Genomic DNA, 15,668 nt, shown 5'->3' with positions numbered 1-15,668 from the left:
TTGTACGCTATAGCGCACAGTGTTACCTTTGCACGGACGCTATAACGCACAACGGAGTTTTCATGCGCAGTTCATCTTCTCTTTTTCCTGCGATCCTGGCCGGTTTCGTCGCGGTTCTGGTCGGTTACGCCAGTTCTGCCGCCATTATCTGGCAGGCTGCGGCGGCAGCTGGCGCAACGCCTCACCAAATTGCAGGCTGGATGACCGCGCTCGGTATCGGCATGGGTGTTAGCACATTGGCACTTTCCCTGTGGTACAAAGCACCGGTGTTAACCGCCTGGTCAACGCCTGGTGCCGCCCTGCTTGCCACCAGCTTACAGGGCGTGACGCTTGCGGAAACCATCGGTATTTTTATTTTCGCTAACGCCCTGATTTTACTCTGCGGTTTGACTGGACTGTTTGCCAGACTGATGAAGATTATCCCGCATACCCTGGCGGCGGCGATGCTGGCAGGCGTGCTGCTGCGATTTGGCCTGCAGGCGTTCACAAATCTGGAAGGGCATTTCCTGCTATGCGGAAGCATGTTGCTGGCGTGGCTGATAGCCAAAACCTTCGTTCCACGTTATGCCATTGTCGCCACTCTGTTGGTAGGGAGCGTCACGGCCTGGGCTGGAGGTGACGTTGTCACTGACAATCTCGCCTTTAAGGTGGTGATGCCGGAGTTTATCGCGCCAAAATTTACCTTTACCACGCTTATCAGTATCGGCCTGCCGTTTTTCCTGGTGACGATGGCCTCACAAAATGCGCCCGGTTTCGCCACCATGAAAGCCTCGGGTTATCCGGTTGCCGTCTCGCCGTTAATCATATTTACGGGCGCACTGGCCCTACTGTTTTCGCCTTTTGGCGTCTATTCCATCTGCATTGCCGCGATTACCGCCGCCATCTGTCAAAGCCCGGACGCGCATCCGGATGCGCAAAAACGCTGGCTGGCTGCGGCGGCGGCTGGCGTGTTTTATTTGCTGGCAGGGATTTTTGGCGGTTCCATTACTGCCCTGATGGCGGCGCTGCCCGTGAGCTGGATCCAGACGCTGGCCGGGCTGGCGCTGCTGGGGACGATCAGCGGCAGTTTATATCAGGCGTTACAGCTTGAGGCTGAGCGCGACGCGGCAATTGTGACCTTTCTGGTCACAGCCAGCGGCGTGACGCTGCTTGGAATTGGTTCGGCATTCTGGGGACTGGTGGCGGGCGGGATCTGCTTTACCGCGTTCTCACGCTTTCGCCGCGCGTAGCTGCGAGGGGGTGAATCCGGTTGACGCCTTAAATCGGTTGCTAAAGTGGCTGGCCGAGCTAAAACCGCAGGCCAGCGCGATGTCGGTCAGTGGTTGCTGCGAGAATTGCACCAGACCTTTTGCCTTTTCCATCCGCTGCTGCATGACGTACTGATGCGGAGCCATGTTCATAGACTGGCGGAACATGCGGGCAAAATGGTATTCGCTCAATGCAGCAATCGCAGCGAGTTCAGCAAGCGTTAAGGGCTGAGAAAGATTTTCGTCAATATAGGCCAGCACATTGCGCAGAACGAACGGCGACAGTCCGCCTGTCACCACCGGTAACTTCCACTGAACGCTGGAATAATGTTGGATCAAGTGGGTCAACAGCAAGGTGCTGGCGGTGCTTAACGTCAGTTGATTCGCCTGTTGCTGCCAGTCGCAGCCGAGCAAAAACTGGCGGTAAAGCATGGCGATTTTGGGATCGCTGGCGAAGGTTTTTTCGTCCAGTGAAATCCCGGCCGGGCTTTTATCCCAGATTTTTTCGCCAATCTCCCGCAGATGCTCATCGGTGCAGTAAAGATGCACAAATGACAAATCATCACGGATATCCCAGCTCGACTCGCTCTCTTTCGGCATCAGGCAAAAACGGTCTGGCCCACCGCCGTTTTTCCAGCCGCTGTTAGTTTTGTGGTAGCTCTCATAACCATCGGCCACGTACAAACTCAGGGTGTGGTGGTTACTTTTTACCGTGACCGTATCGTGCTTGTTGTACCACGCCGCCAGCTGGATGCCCGAATTCAGCGCGACCGTTTCCCGCAGCACGGCATTTTGTTGGCGAAGCGTTTCAAAGGTGTCGTAAGCGCGAGACATATCCGTCAGCTGGTAATGAAAGAGATCGTTAGTCTAAGAAGTGTTGCCCCGCGATACCAGCGTTGTCACCATAAAAAAGCGCAAGATTCTGCAAGTCAGCCGCAAGATGCTGAAAGCCGGGCTGTGTGGCTCACGTCATACTGCTTTTTTGCGGTTTGATAAGAGAGAAAAATGAACGCACTTTTGTATGGACTGGTGGTGGTTATCTGGGGAACGACGTGGATTGCGATTTTCCTGCAACAAGGGCCGGTCGCGGCTCCCGTCTCCATCTTCTGGCGTTTTGCCGTGGCGAGCGCCACCATGATGATTGTCCTGCTGGCACTGGGACGTTTGCGCAAAATGGCGATGCGCGATCACCTGTTCTGTATGATTCAGGGCTGCTGCGTGTTTTGCTTTAACTTCTGGTGTTTTTATACCGCGGCGAAGTTTATCAATACCGGTCTTGAGTCGGTCATTTTCTCGATGGCGGTGCTGTATAACGCCATTAACAGCTTTATTTTCTTTGGCCAGCGTCCACCGGCACGTTTCTGGACCGCCGCTATTCTTGGATTATTTGGGATCATCACCCTCTTCTGGGACGATCTGCTCGCCAGCGGCTGGAGCCATGAGCTGCTGCTGGGCATTGGCCTGTCGGCGCTCGGAACCTACGGCTTCTCGCTGGGGAATATGATCAGCCTGCGCCATCAGCGTAACGGTCTGGAAACCATGACCACCAACGCCTGGGCGATGATGTACGGCACGCTGGTGATGGGCGTGATTGCGCTGGTGCGCGGCGACAGTTTTATGCCGCAATGGACAGTGAGCTACATCGGTGCGCTGCTGTATCTGGCAATTTTCGGCTCGGTCATAGCCTTTGGCGTGTACTTTACGCTGGTCGGGCGCATTGGCGCCGGTAAAGCGGCGTACAGCACCCTGTTGTTCCCGCTGGTCGCGCTGTCGATTTCTACGGTATACGAAGGCTACGTCTGGCACATGAATGCCGTGGCAGGATTGCTGCTGATTCTGACGGGAAATATGGTGATGTTCACGAAACCGGAAACCTGGTTTAAGCGACTGCGTACGGCGTAAAAAAACCGGCGGCGTAATGCCGCCGGTATGGCATTATTTTTTCTTCACGTCGAACATGGTGGCATCTGTCGCCATGTCATCGATAACGTGAGTCAGGTTCGACATCGCCATCGGCGTGCTTTCGTTATTGAGCTCTTTCCCTTCGCCTTTACGAACGACTTTAACAACAGGTTTGCCCGTTGCCGCATCAATCAGCTCACCTTCAAAGAAGAGATGGGTATCCATTGTGCGATGTCCGGTCGCCATTTGCGTACCGGCAACGACTAAGGCAACAGGGACCACTTCATAGAACTGCAACCCTTCTTCTTTCGAACTCACACCGGTAATCGCGCCGCGGAAAATCAGGCTACGTGGCCCTGGCGTCGCCACCAGAGGTTTACGCGAACCGATGGCAGGTTTCATTTTATTGTTGGCATAAGCAAGCAGCCCATCGAGGGTTTTTTGCCCTATCTGGGTGGAAGGTTTAGGCGTTGGATAATAGGTAATTGGATTCCAGACAATACTGTCGTAATTAGACGGGTTGTAGGATGGATCGACCCAGCGCAGCGTCGGTTTACCGGTCGCTGACGTCGTTTGCTGCAAGCCTGAATAATCTTTTAAAAAGCCCGAATATTGATCGGGTTGCGCCACTTTGGACGCACAGCCCGCTAATGCCAGCAGGCCAGAGAGCGCTGCAACTTTAAATAAAGTCTGAGTACGCATGGTGGTAGATCCCTGTTATATGCAGATATGCATATGAAGTTATAGCAAAAGTATCAGGGGTTTGTTGTGACAAAAAAGGTGCTCGCCGCACAATTCAGAAAACAGACTGCCCGGAATAGTCACGGGCAGTGATTTATGGCTATTTAATATCCACTTGCCAGAACAGATGTTTGCCAAATGGGTCAATTTCGTAGCCTGTCACCTCTTTTCTCACCGGTTCGAAAATGGTGGAGTGCGCAATCATCACCGCAGGCATTTGATCGTGCATCATTTGTTGCGCCTCTTTGTACAGCGCCACACGTTTTTCATGATCGGTTATCGATTTAGCCTCATTGATGATTTTATCGAACGGCTGATAACACCATTTCGCCGAGTTTGACCCGCCGTTGGCTGACGTGCAGGTAAACAGCGGGCCAAAGAAGTTATCCGGGTCGCCCGTCGCGGTCGTCCAGCCCATCAGCGCCGCCTGGTGTTCACCGCCCTTCACGCGTTTGAGATATTCGCCCCACTCATAGGTGACGATTTTGGTCTGCACGCCGACCTTCGCCCAGTCGGCCTGAATCATCTCGGCCATCCGTTTGGCATTCGGGTTATACGGACGTTGCACCGGCATGGCCCACAGATCGACGCTCACGCCGTTGGCAAATCCAGCTTCTTTGAGCAGCGCTTTGGCTTTTTCGGGATCGTAGTCATAATCCTTCAGCTCGCTGTCCGCGCTCCAGACGCCCGGCGGCAGCAGGTTTTTCGCCGCGGTACCGGTACCGTGGAACACCGCATCGATGATCGCCGGTTTATTGATCGCCATCGCCAGCGCCTGACGCACTTTCACATTATCCAGCGGCGGTTTCTGGGTGTTAAACGCCAGGAAACCGGTGTTCAGCCCCGCCTTGCTCATCAGGTTGATATCTTTGTTGGCTTTCATGCGCGGCAGATCTGCCGGATTCGGGAACGGCATCACCTGACACTCATTTTTCTCGATTTTGGCCAGGCGAACGGAGGCGTCCGGTGTGATGCTAAACACCAGACGGTCGAGCTTCGACTTGCCCTGCCAGTATTCCGGGAACGCGGTAAAAAGAATGCGTGAATCTTTTTGATATTGCGTCAGTTTAAACGGCCCGGTGCCTATCGGCTCCATATCCACTTTTTCCGGCGTGCCCGCTTTGAGCATCGCGTCGGCGTATTCCGCTGAAAGAATCGAGGCAAAATACCAGGCCAAATCGGCGACAAACGGCGCTTCCGGATGGGCCAGGGTAAAGCGCACGGTATGATCGTCCACCTTGTCGATGGCGGTAATCAGGCTGCCAAACTCCAGGCTTTCAAAGTTGGAGTAGCTGCCATTCGAGACGTTGTGATACGGATGATTGACGTCTTTCTGCCGCATGAAGGAGAAAATCACGTCATCGGCGTTAAAGTCGCGCGTCGGCTTGTAGAATTTGTTGCTCTGGAATTTCACGCCTTTGCGCAGATGGAAGGTGTAGACCTTGCCGTCTTCGCTCACGTCCCAGCTCTCGGCCAGGCTTGGCACCAGCTCCGTAGTGCCCGGTTTAAAATCGACCAGGCGGTTATAGACCGGAACCGCACTGGCATCCACGCTGGTACCCGAGGTGTAAAGCTGTGGGTTAAAATTCTCCGGCGATCCTTCCGAGCAATACACCAGTGTTTTTGCCGCCACGGTGGAACTTACCGTTAATGCGGCAATGGCCAGGGTTAATTTTGTCAATTTGCTGTTCATCGCATTTTCCTGTCTTTTTATTCGACGGCTAATTAATTCTTTTGCCAATACACAAATACCATTAAAGTGATGATGCAAACACCTGATAATACAAATAAAGAAGGAATCACTATGGCGCTCTCACTCTCCAGTCAATTAACCCAACGCTTTTATCGCTACCTGGCTATTACCAGCCAGAGCGATCCGAAAAGCAAAACGCTGCCCTCTACGCCCGGTCAGCATGAGATGGCACGAGAACTGGCGAAAGAGCTGGAATCACTGGGTTTGAGCGACATCGTGATCGATGAATTCGCCACCGTCACCGCCGTCAAAAAAGGGACAGTCAGCGGCGCGCCGCGCATTGGTTTTATTACCCATATTGATACGGTTGACGTCGGATTAACACCGGATATTCATCCACAAATATTAAGATTTGCAGGAGAAGACCTCTGCCTGAATAAAGAGAAACAGATCTGGTTACGCGTGAATGAGCATCCGGAAATACTGGCATACCCAGACGAAGAGATTATTTTCAGCGACGGGACCAGCGTATTAGGCGCAGATAATAAAGCCGCCGTGACGGTAGTAATGACGGTGCTGGAAAACCTGACGGCGGAACATCAACACGGGGATATTGTGGTGGCCTTTGTGCCGGATGAAGAGATCGGTCTGTGCGGCGCGAAAGCGCTGGATCTCAGACGCTTCGACGTTGATTTCGCCTGGACCATCGACTGCTGCGAAATTGGCGAAATTGTTTACGAGAACTTTAACGCCGCTGCGGCAGAAATCCGCTTTACCGGTGTGACCGCCCATCCGATGTCGGCGAAAGGCGTACTGGTGAATCCGCTGCTGATGGCGATGGACTTCATCAGCCATTTCGACCGACAAGAAACACCGGAATGCACCGAGGGGCGCGAAGGATACATCTGGTTTAACGGCATTCAGGCCGGACAGAACGAAGCGGTGCTTAAAGCCAATATCCGTGACTTCGACAAAGACCTTTTTGCCGCGCGTAAACAGCAAATCGCTGACGTTGCGAGCCACATTGCTGACCAACACCCCACCGCCCGCGTCGAGCACCACATCGAAGACACTTACAGCAATATCAGCAATGCGATTGGCGAAGATCGCCGCGCCATCGATTTGATGTTTGAAGCGATGGAATCACTCGGCATTACGCCAAAACCGACGCCGATGCGCGGTGGCACCGATGGCGCAGCGCTGTCGGCGAAAGGCCTGCTGACCCCGAACTTCTTCACCGGCGCGCATAACTTCCACTCAAAGTTTGAGTTCTTGCCGCTGTCGTCGTTCGAGGCATCGTACAAAACCGCCCTGCAACTTTGCCTGCTGGCCGCCCGTTAAACCGGTTTGCGCGCCAGCATGGTGGCGAAACGCAGCTTGATGCGGTTACCGTTGGCGTCGGTGCGGTGTAACTCACCGACGTCTTCGTTGTATTTCAACAGCTCCCAGCCTTCGTAATAGCGGCTCAGTTCGCCGCTTTTAAACGCAAACGGGAACCCGACGGTGCACGGGTAATCTTCCGTGTCCATCGCCGCCACAATCAGGTTATAGCCTCCTGGCGTGGTGCAGCGTTGCATATTCGCGATCAGCCCCGGAATGGTTTTAGCGTCCAGGAACATCATTACCACGGTCGAGAGAATAAAATCGTACTCACCGTCAAAGCTCAGGCTGTTCAAATCCTGAACCGAAGCCTGCAGATTTTCGATCCCTTCTTCCGCCTTAATGCGCTCGATATTATCGATGCTCATCGGGTTTTTATCCCAGGCGGTCACGTCATAGCCATTGGCGGCCAGGAACAGACTATTGCGACCATTGCCACAGCCCAGATCCAGGGTTTTTCCCGGTTTGACGATCCCGGCGCTGTAGACCACATCCGAGTGCGTGCGGGTCAAACCGTATTTTTCGGTAAAGTAGTTTTCATCAAAGTGAGTCATTTCTTTTCCTCAGCGTGCATAAGCGTGGCTTTATCTGAACGAACTAAAAGTTTTCCCTGCACCAGCAAAATGAAGGTACGCACCAGTAAAAGCGCAATGATGCAGTTGGTAAAAATGAACAGCGGAACCGCGATGGCGTGGAAAAAGCCCGTCGGACTGCTCTGCCCCAGATGAAGACCGGTAGTGGCGAGCGCGGACACACCGAACGAGAAGCTCCAGAAAGAGGCATTAAACGGCTGCGAAAGATACCAGGGCATCAGGCGCAGCATAAATAGCAGCTGCAACAGGCCGTAGCCAAACAGCATTTTAGCGAAGGTATCCGCCTCGCCGCCGTTAACGCTCAACCAGGCACTACAGGCCACCAGCGCGGGGGCCAGCTGAATACCGAGCGAGGTGCGAAGCGCCGCAGGCAGTTCACCGGCACTGCGTAGGCGTTGCAAAATCACCGGTTCAAGGCTCAGCCAGGAAAAGACGCCAGCGCCTAAGAACACCAGCCCGGCATCGTGGAACCCGAGCGCACCGCAGGCCATCGCGCTGATAAAGTTATTGGCGACCGTCGGGAGATACAGGCCCGGCGTGGTGGCCTCTTCAGGATGTTTCCCCCGCCACAACCCGGCGCTCTGCCAGGCGGAATAGCTCAGCTGCACTACCACGCCAGTGCCAAACAACACCAGCGAAACGGGACGACACCAGGGAACAAAACCCATCGCTACCAGCATCGTGGTAGCGGGAAACAGGCTGACAAAACTGCTCATCACCGGATGGCGCATCTCCGCCAGCACGCTATGCGGAAAGCGCACGGCGCGGGTAATGAATGCCAGGGTCAGCAAAAACCAGATAGCCATTGCAAGCGACACCAGAATCTCACCCGGCCAGGGGGAAACCGGCCAGACCGTGCTGGCATAGCGCCAGGCGAAACCCATGCCAATGGTCCCTAATACCATGCCGAAGTAGCCGAAGGGTAAGTTAAGAACCTGTTCAGATTTGTGTCTTTTATGCATTAATTTTAAAGTATAAATTATATTTGAAATGCTAGTTTAAGGGGTTTCAGACTCGGTTGCCAGTACTTCAGAAGGCGTAAAGTTTGCTACGGTTAATGAAGATGATGAGCAGAGAGGCTGTAATGAAAAAATACCGACTCAGCGACGAAACCCGCCTTTATCACTGGCAGAACGGCGAGGGAAAAGCGAGCGTGACCCTGCGCCAGATTATTGCCGAGCGTGATTTCAGCGATGTCACCGCCGGGACCAAAGGCGGCTGGCTGGAGGATGAAAGTGCCCTGTCTCATGACGGCAACTGCTGGGTGTACGACGAAAACAGCGTTGTCTTTGCCCAGGCACAAATTTGCGATAACGCGCGCATTACACAGCCCTGCGTGATTAGCCATGCGGCGAAAATCGGTGATAACAGCTGGGTGGAGGGTTCGCAGGTGAGCCACGGCGCGCAGCTAAGTGACAACGTCACTATTCAATCCTCCGAAGTGCGCGGCACCTGCCATCTTTACGGCAACGCACGCGTTCTGCATCAAAGCACCATCATTGCGGCGCTTGGCCTGACACCGGATCGGGAACAGGTTCTGAAAATCTACGATAACGCCACCGTCAGCCAGTCTCACATTGTCCATCAGGCGCAAATCTACGGGGATGCGATGGTCAATTTTGCTTTCATCGAACATCGCGCCGAGGTATTTGAGAACGCGCTCATCGAAGGAAATGATCTCAACAACGTCTGGATCTGCGATTGCGCCAAAGTTTACGGCAATGCCCGAATCATTGCGGGCCGCGACGATGACGCCATTCCCACTCTGCGCTACAGCTCGCAGGTGGCGGAAAATGCGGTCATCGAGGGAAATGTGATTATCAAACATCATGTCTTGATTGGCGGCCAGGCGTGGCTACGCGGCGGGCCAATCATGATTGACGACAAAGTGGTGATTCAGGGACGGGCCAGAATCAGCGGCGATGTGCTGATCGAGCATCGAATCGAGATTACCGACGATGCGGTGATTGAAGCTTTTGGCGGGGATAACATTCATCTGCGCGGCGAGAAAGTGATTAACGGTCAGCAGCGCATCACCCGTACACCGCTGCTTGGCGCGCTATAGGCGAATAATTTTGGCGTAGGTATTCACGTCCTGAAATTCGCCGTTCAAAAACTCGGCTTCTTTCAGGCACCCTTCCAGCGTGAAACCGTTGCGCACTGCCACGCGGTTACTCTGCTCATTCCCCACGCGACACTTAATAACGAAACGACGGATTTCCCCGCGCGCCGCGTAGTAACGCATAAACGCCTGCAAAGATTGCGACAGAATACCTTGCCCCTGATTGCCTTTATCCAGCCAGTAGCCGATATACCCCGTCTTATTCGTCGGTTCGATAGAATTGAACGACAGCACACCTTTTAGCGTCTCGTCCTGAAAAATCAGGAACATTTTGGCGTAGCCACGCTGATGCAGCATCTGATTGCTCAACACATTTTTGCGCGTATCGTCTTGCGTACCAACATACTGCGCCCAGTCAAACGCCGTTTGCAGCCAGGTTTTGTTCTTAATTACCAGCGCATGAAGCTCGCTGGTATAGCGCTCGTCGATGGCCCGCAGTTCGATGCGGTCGGTAACGGGAATGATTTCAACGGGAATGGCAGTCATGATTCCTCACACTTTCCCTCTCCCCAGAAAAGGAGAGGGATTTTCAGCGTTAGCGCATCACGCGGTCGTCAACGTAATTGCGTTTATCCGGTGCAGGCGGGAAATACTGATACAACCAGGTTTCGCTGATCGCCTCCCCCTGACAGCGCAGGAACATGCGCATTTCAACCGGATCGGTGGAGTCGTTGGTCGGATACCAGTCAAACAAAATGCGATAGCCGTCGAACGGTTCAACGTAAAGGATTTCCACCTGTTTTGCTTCGCCGTTAGACAGAGTGATGACCGGCTCGATACCTTTCGGTGCAGCGGCTTTCAAATCGCCACCCACAAAGTCGATGGCAAAGCGGCGCGCCCACACTTTCGGATAGTTTTCTCCCGGCGCCCAGCCTTCCGGGAAACCGCCCATGCCGGTACGGGTGGCAAAGACGTTCGCCAGCGGCGAGCGGACCGGCGGTTGCGCGCTCCAGTAGAGACGATATTTGAAGTCCAGCTCATCGCCCGCTTTAACGGGTTTTTCTGGCTGCCAGAAGCAGACTACGTTATCCAAAGTCTCGCCAGTGGTTGGGATCTCCATCAAGCCAACGCTGCCCTTGCCCCACTGATTGCGCGGCTCGACCCACAGGCTCGGGCGTTTGTTGTACCAGCCCATGATGTCCTGATAGTGAGAGAAATCGCGGTCCAGCTGCAGCAGGCCAAAGCCTTTCGGGTTTTTATCCTGGAAAGCGTTGAACTGCAGTTTCTGCGGGTTGTTCAGCGGACGGCAGATCCACTCCCCGTTCCCGCGCCACATCGCCAGGCGATCGGAGTCGTGGATTTGCGGGTGAATGGTGTCGCACATGCGGCGTTCGTTATTGCCGCAGCTGAACATACTGGTCATCGGTGAAATGCCAAGCTGCTTGATGTCTTTACGCGCGTACAGGTGGTTATCCACCTCCATGATCACCTGGCTCTTCTCGCAGTGGATCACGAACTTATAGGCACCGGTGATACTTGGGCTGTCGAGCAGCGCGTAGACGGTAAAGGTGGTGTCGTTCGGTTTGACGGTTTCAAACCAGAACGAAGTGAAATCCGGGAACTCTTCCGGCGTGTCGGTAAAGGTATCGATCGCCAGACCACGCGCGGACAGTCCGTACTGATAGGTATCATCAACCGCGCGGAAGTAGCTCGCACCGAGGAAAGACACGATGTCGCGTCGCGCCAGTTCAGGCGCTTTAAACGCGCGGAAACCCGCAAAACCTAAATCGCTCTGCCCCTGCAATTGTTTAGTGTCGACATCCGTATCGTTGTAGCTGAACAACTCCGGGCGGAAGTGGATCTCACGCGCCTGGGACGTCGCGGAATCGAGTGAGAACATGCGCACACGACGGCGGAAACCCATTCCCATATGGAAGAATTGCACGTCTAACTGACGGTCTTCGATATTGTTCCACAGAGACTGTTTCTCATCGTACTTGATGGCGTTGTACGCCTGCGGCGTCATGGTGGCCAGCGTATCAGGCAGTGGACGCGGAGCTCCGCCCCACGGAGTTTGCGCCAGATCGTGTGCCATCGATTGCAGGACAGAGAAGTCAAAGCGGCGGCTCTGACCGTCGGCAATATCCGACTCAGCAGCAAATGCCGCGCGGGAAAACAGCGATGAGAGTCCAGCGGTACCGCTCAGCGCAGCCATTGCCAGCGAGCCTTTTAAAAAACGTCTGCGATTCATGCCTGGGAAAACGTCCTTATGGTCGTGTGAATGAGTTTCGCGGGCAGCGAAACGACGGCAAGAAAGAACGCACAGCCTAAACAAAAACGGTTAAGAATCCAATTGTTGAGCGGCGATAATCTGAGCAAAGCGAGAAATATTTTCTGTCGAGGGGAATGAGCTGAATTGTTTAGAAAAACAGAATTACCCTAAATAAAAAGCCCCCGATGGACATCTGCATCGGGGGCAAATCAGGCGCAATATTATTATTTTACGCTGACATCGATACCCGGGAAGTATTTCTTCGCCAGTGTGTCGATCGTTCCGTCAGCGCGGACTTTCTCAATGGCCGCATCGAGCTGTTTTTTGGTGGCCTCATCACCTTTACGCAGCCCGAAACCGATCCCGCTGCCGAGGATGGTGTCGTCTGACACTGGTTTGCCAATAAAGCCAAACCCTTTCCCCTGCGGCTTACTGAGGAAACCTGCCTGCCCGGCCGCTGACATCACCAGCGAGGCGTCGATACGACCATTCAGCAAGTCACCCCAGGCCATATTCTGATCTTTATAAGACACCACGGTGACACCGTGTTTTTCCCAGTGCTCTTTAGCATAGGTTTCCTGAATTGAACCCTGCAGCACGCCAATCGTTTTACCTTTTAAACCTTCCGGCGTCGCTTCAACGCCACTCCCTTCTTTCCCTACCAGTTGCGAAGGAATACGGTAGATTGGCTGGGTGAAGTCAATGCTCTGACGGCGCTGTTCGGTGATGTTCATCGCCGAATTAATGGCGTCAAATTTCTTGGCCATCAGCCCTGGAATCAACGCATCAAATGAGGTCTCTACCCAGCTGCATTTCAGCTCAGCGGCTTTGCAAATTGCCTTACCCAGATCAATATCAAATCCTTCCAGTTCGCCCGACGCATTGCGGCTTTCAAACGGTGGATATTCTGCTTCCAGGCCATAGCGCAGCTCAGTCGCAGCGAAGGAAGAAAATGAACACAGCAATCCCATGCCGACAACTAATGCGTTAAATTTCATCTCAACACTCCTTAGCGTGGTTTAACCCGACACAGGGCCTGCGCACCTGCCCGTAATGTTGCCTCATCTTTTGCAAAAGAGAGGCGGATCAATTTGTTATCCGTCCCGTCTGTATAAAACGCCGACAGCGGGATGGTTGCTACTCCGGATTCAACGATCAGTCGTTTGACCATCTCGCTGTCGCTTTCGTCGCTGAAGTGGCTGTAATCGGCCAGCAGGAAGAAAGACCCCGCGCTTGGCAGCAGACGGAACGGCGACTCCGCCAGTAAATTTTGCAGCAAATCGCGTTTACGCTGGTAAAACGCCGACAGCGACAACCAGGTTTGCGGATCGGCCATGTGTTCCGCAAAAGCGTACTGCATCGGAGTATCGGCAGAAAACATCAAAAATTGATGCACTTTGCAAATCTCGTCCATCAGTTCAGCCGGAGCGACACAATATCCCACGCGCCAGCCGGTGACGTGATAGGTTTTTCCAAAGGATGAAATGATCACGCTGCGCTCCGCAAGCTGCGGGTGCGTGGCCATTCCGTGATGCGGCTGACCATCAAACACCACGTGTTCGTACACTTCATCAGACAATATAATGATGTCTGTCTGGCGGGTAATCGCTGCCAGCTGTTCCAGATCTGCGGCTGAAAATACCTGCCCACTCGGATTGTGCGGCGTGTTGATGATGATCATCCGCGTGCGGGACGTCACCGCCGCGCGGACTTCATTCCAGTCCACGGCAAAATCCGGCACCGTCAGTTTAATCGCCACAGGCGTTGCACCCTGTAAGCGGACAATCGGCGCATAGCTATCAAAAGAGGGTTCAAAATAAATAACTTCATCACCGGGATGCACCAGACCACTGATCGCAGAATAAAGCCCTTCGCTGGCGCTGGCGGTGATCAGCACTTCGCTGCTGGCGTCATAGCGTGTGCCATACAAGGAGGCAATTTTATCGACGATGCGTTCTTTGAGTGGTTGCAGGCCTGTCATGGCGGCATATTGGTTGTGCCCTGCTTCCATTGCACGCGTCACGCCCGCGATGAGTTTCGGATCACAGGAGAAATTAGGTGCCCCCTGAGAAAGATTGATGGCGTTATGTTGAGCGGAAAGTTGCCCAATAACGGTAAAAATAGTGGTGCCAACATCAGGCAGTTTAGAGCGGGTTTGCACCGGAGTATGCAGAGTCATCATCAATCCTTTCGCGTGGATATTGCATAACTATTCAACAAGAAGGTTACTGTGACGACAACCGAATTGTTGTCATAGGCGTCATGACGAAAATGCATGGCTCAATGCGTTAGATAGCGTTACGAGCCAGAAGAAAGCTGAAATTATTTCTCTGTTTAAAACTCAAATAACGATCACAAATATTAAAAGCGTTGCATCAAAACAAGTAAAATCAGAATAAAACAACACCACTGTTAATTCAAAATAAATAAATGCAGTGAATGAATTGGGTTAACTCATTACTTATATTAATTAAGATTTCATTTGGTTAATTTTGAATTAAATACTAACATTTTACCGGACCATATTAATTGCCGGGACATTCAAAACAATATTAGGATCCGTGTGATTCTTGTTATGGGCAAAAGTTCATTTCAAATCATAATAAAAACCTTTCTAAGGAATGAAAAAATGAATAGAAAAGTATTGGCACTCGTTATCCCTGCTCTGCTGGCAGCAGGCGCAGCTCACGCGGCAGAGATTTATAACAAAGACGGCAACAAACTGGACCTGTACGGTAAAGTCGATGGTCTGCATTATTTCTCTGACAACACTTCTGCAGATGGCGATCAGAGCTATGTTCGTCTCGGCTTCAAAGGTGAAACTCAGATTAACGACCAACTGACCGGTTTCGGCCAGTGGGAATACAACGTTCAGGCCAACAACACTGAAGGTTCTTCAAACCAGTCCTGGACCCGTCTGGGCTTCGCGGGTCTGAAATTCGGTGACTACGGCTCATTCGACTACGGTCGTAACTACGGCGTTCTTTACGACGTAGAAGGCTGGACCGATATGCTGCCAGAGTTCGGCGGCGACTCTTATTCTCAGGCTGACGTATTCATGACCAGCCGTGCGAACGGCGTTGCTACCTACCGTAACAACAACTTCTATGGTCTGGTAGACGGCCTGAACTTTGCCCTGCAGTATCAGGGTAATAACGAAAGTGCGGGCAACGGTAACGAAGGCACCAACAACGGTAATGGTCGCGATGCGCGTCATGAGAACGGTGATGGTTTCGGCATCTCCTCTACCTATGATTTCGGCATGGGCTTCAGCGCAGGTGCAGCTTATGCTTCATCTGACCGTACCAACGCGCAACAAAATAGCGCCAGTGATTACATGGCAAAAGGCGATAAAGCCGATGCATGGACTGCTGGTCTGAAATACGATGCCAATAATATCTATCTGGCAACCATGTATTCAGAAACCCGTAACATGACCGCTTACGGTAGCACCGATAATAACGACATCGGCGGCGTGGCTAACAAAACTCAGAACTTCGAAGTGACTGCACAGTACCAGTTCGATTTCGGTCTGCGCCCTGCGATTTCTTACCTGCAATCTAAAGGTAAGGACTTAACTTACAACGGCGATAATGCAGATAAAGATCTGGTTAAATACGCTGATATCGGCGCAACCTATTACTTCAACAAAAACATGTCTACCTACGTTGATTATAAAATCAACCTGCTGGACAACGACGATCAGTTCTATAAAGATGCTGGCATCGCAACTGACGACATCGTGGCTTTAGGTCTGGTTTACCAGTTCTAATCCCTT

The 15,668-nt window shown here is 52.8% G+C and carries 14 protein-coding genes; 5 read left to right on the top strand and 9 right to left on the bottom strand.

Features of this window, described 5'->3' with window-relative positions; translation table 11 throughout:
* Positions 1–41 precede the first annotated feature (41 nt).
* A complete protein-coding gene (locus C3708_RS01200) occupies positions 42–1,229 on the top strand; it encodes a benzoate/H(+) symporter BenE family transporter (protein WP_255411526.1) in 1,188 nt (395 codons plus the stop codon).
* Here C3708_RS01200 and C3708_RS01195 read toward each other — a convergent pair.
* Positions 1,209–2,081: a helix-turn-helix transcriptional regulator gene (locus C3708_RS01195; RefSeq protein WP_103946297.1), complete on the bottom strand. Its 873-nt coding sequence runs from the start codon at positions 2,079–2,081 to the stop codon at positions 1,209–1,211. The two genes, C3708_RS01200 and C3708_RS01195, sit on opposite strands and share 21 nt — an antisense overlap.
* A 171-nt stretch (positions 2,082–2,252) precedes the next feature.
* Between C3708_RS01195 and C3708_RS01190 the strand changes: the two genes are divergently transcribed.
* Positions 2,253–3,149 (top strand): DMT family transporter, encoded by an 897-nt coding sequence (locus tag C3708_RS01190; protein WP_103948985.1) that lies wholly within the window; start codon positions 2,253–2,255, stop codon positions 3,147–3,149.
* Positions 3,150–3,182: 33 nt separating this feature from the next.
* On the opposite strand, the gene C3708_RS01185 is transcribed toward C3708_RS01190, so the two are convergent.
* Together C3708_RS01185 and C3708_RS01180 are read right to left on the bottom strand one after the other, a co-directional pair.
* On the bottom strand, positions 3,183–3,851 hold the full coding sequence (locus C3708_RS01185) for a DUF3313 domain-containing protein (protein ID WP_103948986.1): 669 nt from the start codon (positions 3,849–3,851) through the stop codon (positions 3,183–3,185).
* A 139-nt stretch (positions 3,852–3,990) separates the two neighbouring features.
* Complete coding sequence (locus C3708_RS01180) at positions 3,991–5,583, bottom strand: ABC transporter substrate-binding protein (RefSeq protein WP_103948987.1); 1,593 nt, start codon at positions 5,581–5,583, stop codon at positions 3,991–3,993.
* Between the two features lie 111 nt (positions 5,584–5,694).
* Here C3708_RS01180 and pepT point away from each other — a divergent pair, with 111 nt between their 5' ends.
* On the top strand, positions 5,695–6,924 hold the full coding sequence (gene pepT, locus C3708_RS01175; protein WP_103948988.1) for a peptidase T: 1,230 nt from the start codon (positions 5,695–5,697) through the stop codon (positions 6,922–6,924).
* Here the strand turns inward: pepT and tehB are convergent.
* Positions 6,921–7,517, bottom strand: a complete 597-nt coding sequence (tehB, locus tag C3708_RS01170) for a tellurite resistance methyltransferase TehB (RefSeq protein WP_103946301.1) — start codon at positions 7,515–7,517, stop codon at positions 6,921–6,923. The two genes, pepT and tehB, sit on opposite strands and share 4 nt — an antisense overlap.
* Positions 7,514–8,518, bottom strand: coding sequence for a dicarboxylate transporter/tellurite-resistance protein TehA (gene tehA, locus C3708_RS01165; protein ID WP_103946302.1), 1,005 nt, complete (start codon positions 8,516–8,518; stop codon positions 7,514–7,516). The genes tehB and tehA overlap by 4 nt, the downstream gene beginning before the upstream one ends.
* A 122-nt stretch (positions 8,519–8,640) precedes the next feature.
* Here tehA and ydcK point away from each other — a divergent pair, with 122 nt between their 5' ends.
* Positions 8,641–9,621, top strand: a complete 981-nt coding sequence (ydcK, locus tag C3708_RS01160) for a YdcK family protein (RefSeq protein ID WP_103948989.1) — start codon at positions 8,641–8,643, stop codon at positions 9,619–9,621.
* On the opposite strand, the gene rimL is transcribed toward ydcK, so the two are convergent.
* From rimL to C3708_RS01140, 4 genes are all read right to left on the bottom strand, one after another.
* Positions 9,616–10,155 carry a 50S ribosomal protein L7/L12-serine acetyltransferase gene (gene rimL / locus C3708_RS01155; RefSeq protein WP_103949098.1) on the bottom strand — a complete coding sequence of 180 codons (540 nt, stop codon included), beginning with the start codon at positions 10,153–10,155 and terminating at the stop codon, positions 9,616–9,618. The genes ydcK and rimL overlap by 6 nt on opposite strands.
* Before the next feature lie 58 nt (positions 10,156–10,213).
* Positions 10,214–11,869 (bottom strand): glucan biosynthesis protein D, encoded by a 1,656-nt coding sequence (locus C3708_RS01150; protein WP_103946304.1) that lies wholly within the window; start codon positions 11,867–11,869, stop codon positions 10,214–10,216.
* 245 nt (positions 11,870–12,114) lie between these two features.
* Positions 12,115–12,888: an ABC transporter substrate-binding protein gene (locus tag C3708_RS01145; RefSeq protein WP_095281975.1), complete on the bottom strand. Its 774-nt coding sequence runs from the start codon at positions 12,886–12,888 to the stop codon at positions 12,115–12,117.
* Positions 12,889–12,899: 11 nt separating this feature from the next.
* Entirely contained in the window at positions 12,900–14,069 is a 1,170-nt protein-coding gene (locus C3708_RS01140; protein ID WP_103946305.1) for a pyridoxal phosphate-dependent aminotransferase, read from the bottom strand.
* Positions 14,070–14,519: 450 nt separating this feature from the next.
* On the opposite strand from C3708_RS01140, the gene ompC reads away from it, so the two are divergent.
* On the top strand, positions 14,520–15,662 hold the full coding sequence (ompC, locus tag C3708_RS01135) for a porin OmpC (protein ID WP_103948990.1): 1,143 nt from the start codon (positions 14,520–14,522) through the stop codon (positions 15,660–15,662).
* Positions 15,663–15,668: the final 6 nt, after the last annotated feature.

The organism is Lelliottia sp. 7254-16, assembly GCF_002922995.1.
GTDB lineage: Bacteria > Pseudomonadota > Gammaproteobacteria > Enterobacterales > Enterobacteriaceae > Enterobacter > Enterobacter jeotgali.
Note: the sequence above shows the minus strand (reverse complement) of the source record. Positions and strands in the feature narration are given on the sequence as shown.

What these genes read in the sequence shown, in the direction of transcription:
- C3708_RS01195 (WP_103946297.1), bottom strand. Translation starts at nt 2,081, where the DNA reads ATGTCTCGCGCTTACGACACCTTTGAAACGCTTCGCCAACAAAATGCC.
- C3708_RS01190 (WP_103948985.1), top strand. Translation starts at nt 2,253, where the DNA reads ATGAACGCACTTTTGTATGGACTGGTGGTGGTTATCTGGGGAACGACG.
- C3708_RS01185 (WP_103948986.1), bottom strand. Translation starts at nt 3,851, where the DNA reads ATGCGTACTCAGACTTTATTTAAAGTTGCAGCGCTCTCTGGCCTGCTG.
- C3708_RS01180 (WP_103948987.1), bottom strand. Translation starts at nt 5,583, where the DNA reads ATGAACAGCAAATTGACAAAATTAACCCTGGCCATTGCCGCATTAACG.
- pepT (WP_103948988.1), top strand. Translation starts at nt 5,695, where the DNA reads ATGGCGCTCTCACTCTCCAGTCAATTAACCCAACGCTTTTATCGCTAC.
- tehB (WP_103946301.1), bottom strand. Translation starts at nt 7,517, where the DNA reads ATGACTCACTTTGATGAAAACTACTTTACCGAAAAATACGGTTTGACC.
- tehA (WP_103946302.1), bottom strand. Translation starts at nt 8,518, where the DNA reads ATGCATAAAAGACACAAATCTGAACAGGTTCTTAACTTACCCTTCGGC.
- ydcK (WP_103948989.1), top strand. Translation starts at nt 8,641, where the DNA reads ATGAAAAAATACCGACTCAGCGACGAAACCCGCCTTTATCACTGGCAG.
- C3708_RS01150 (WP_103946304.1), bottom strand. Translation starts at nt 11,869, where the DNA reads ATGAATCGCAGACGTTTTTTAAAAGGCTCGCTGGCAATGGCTGCGCTG.
- C3708_RS01145 (WP_095281975.1), bottom strand. Translation starts at nt 12,888, where the DNA reads ATGAAATTTAACGCATTAGTTGTCGGCATGGGATTGCTGTGTTCATTT.
- C3708_RS01140 (WP_103946305.1), bottom strand. Translation starts at nt 14,069, where the DNA reads ATGACTCTGCATACTCCGGTGCAAACCCGCTCTAAACTGCCTGATGTT.
- ompC (WP_103948990.1), top strand. Translation starts at nt 14,520, where the DNA reads ATGAATAGAAAAGTATTGGCACTCGTTATCCCTGCTCTGCTGGCAGCA.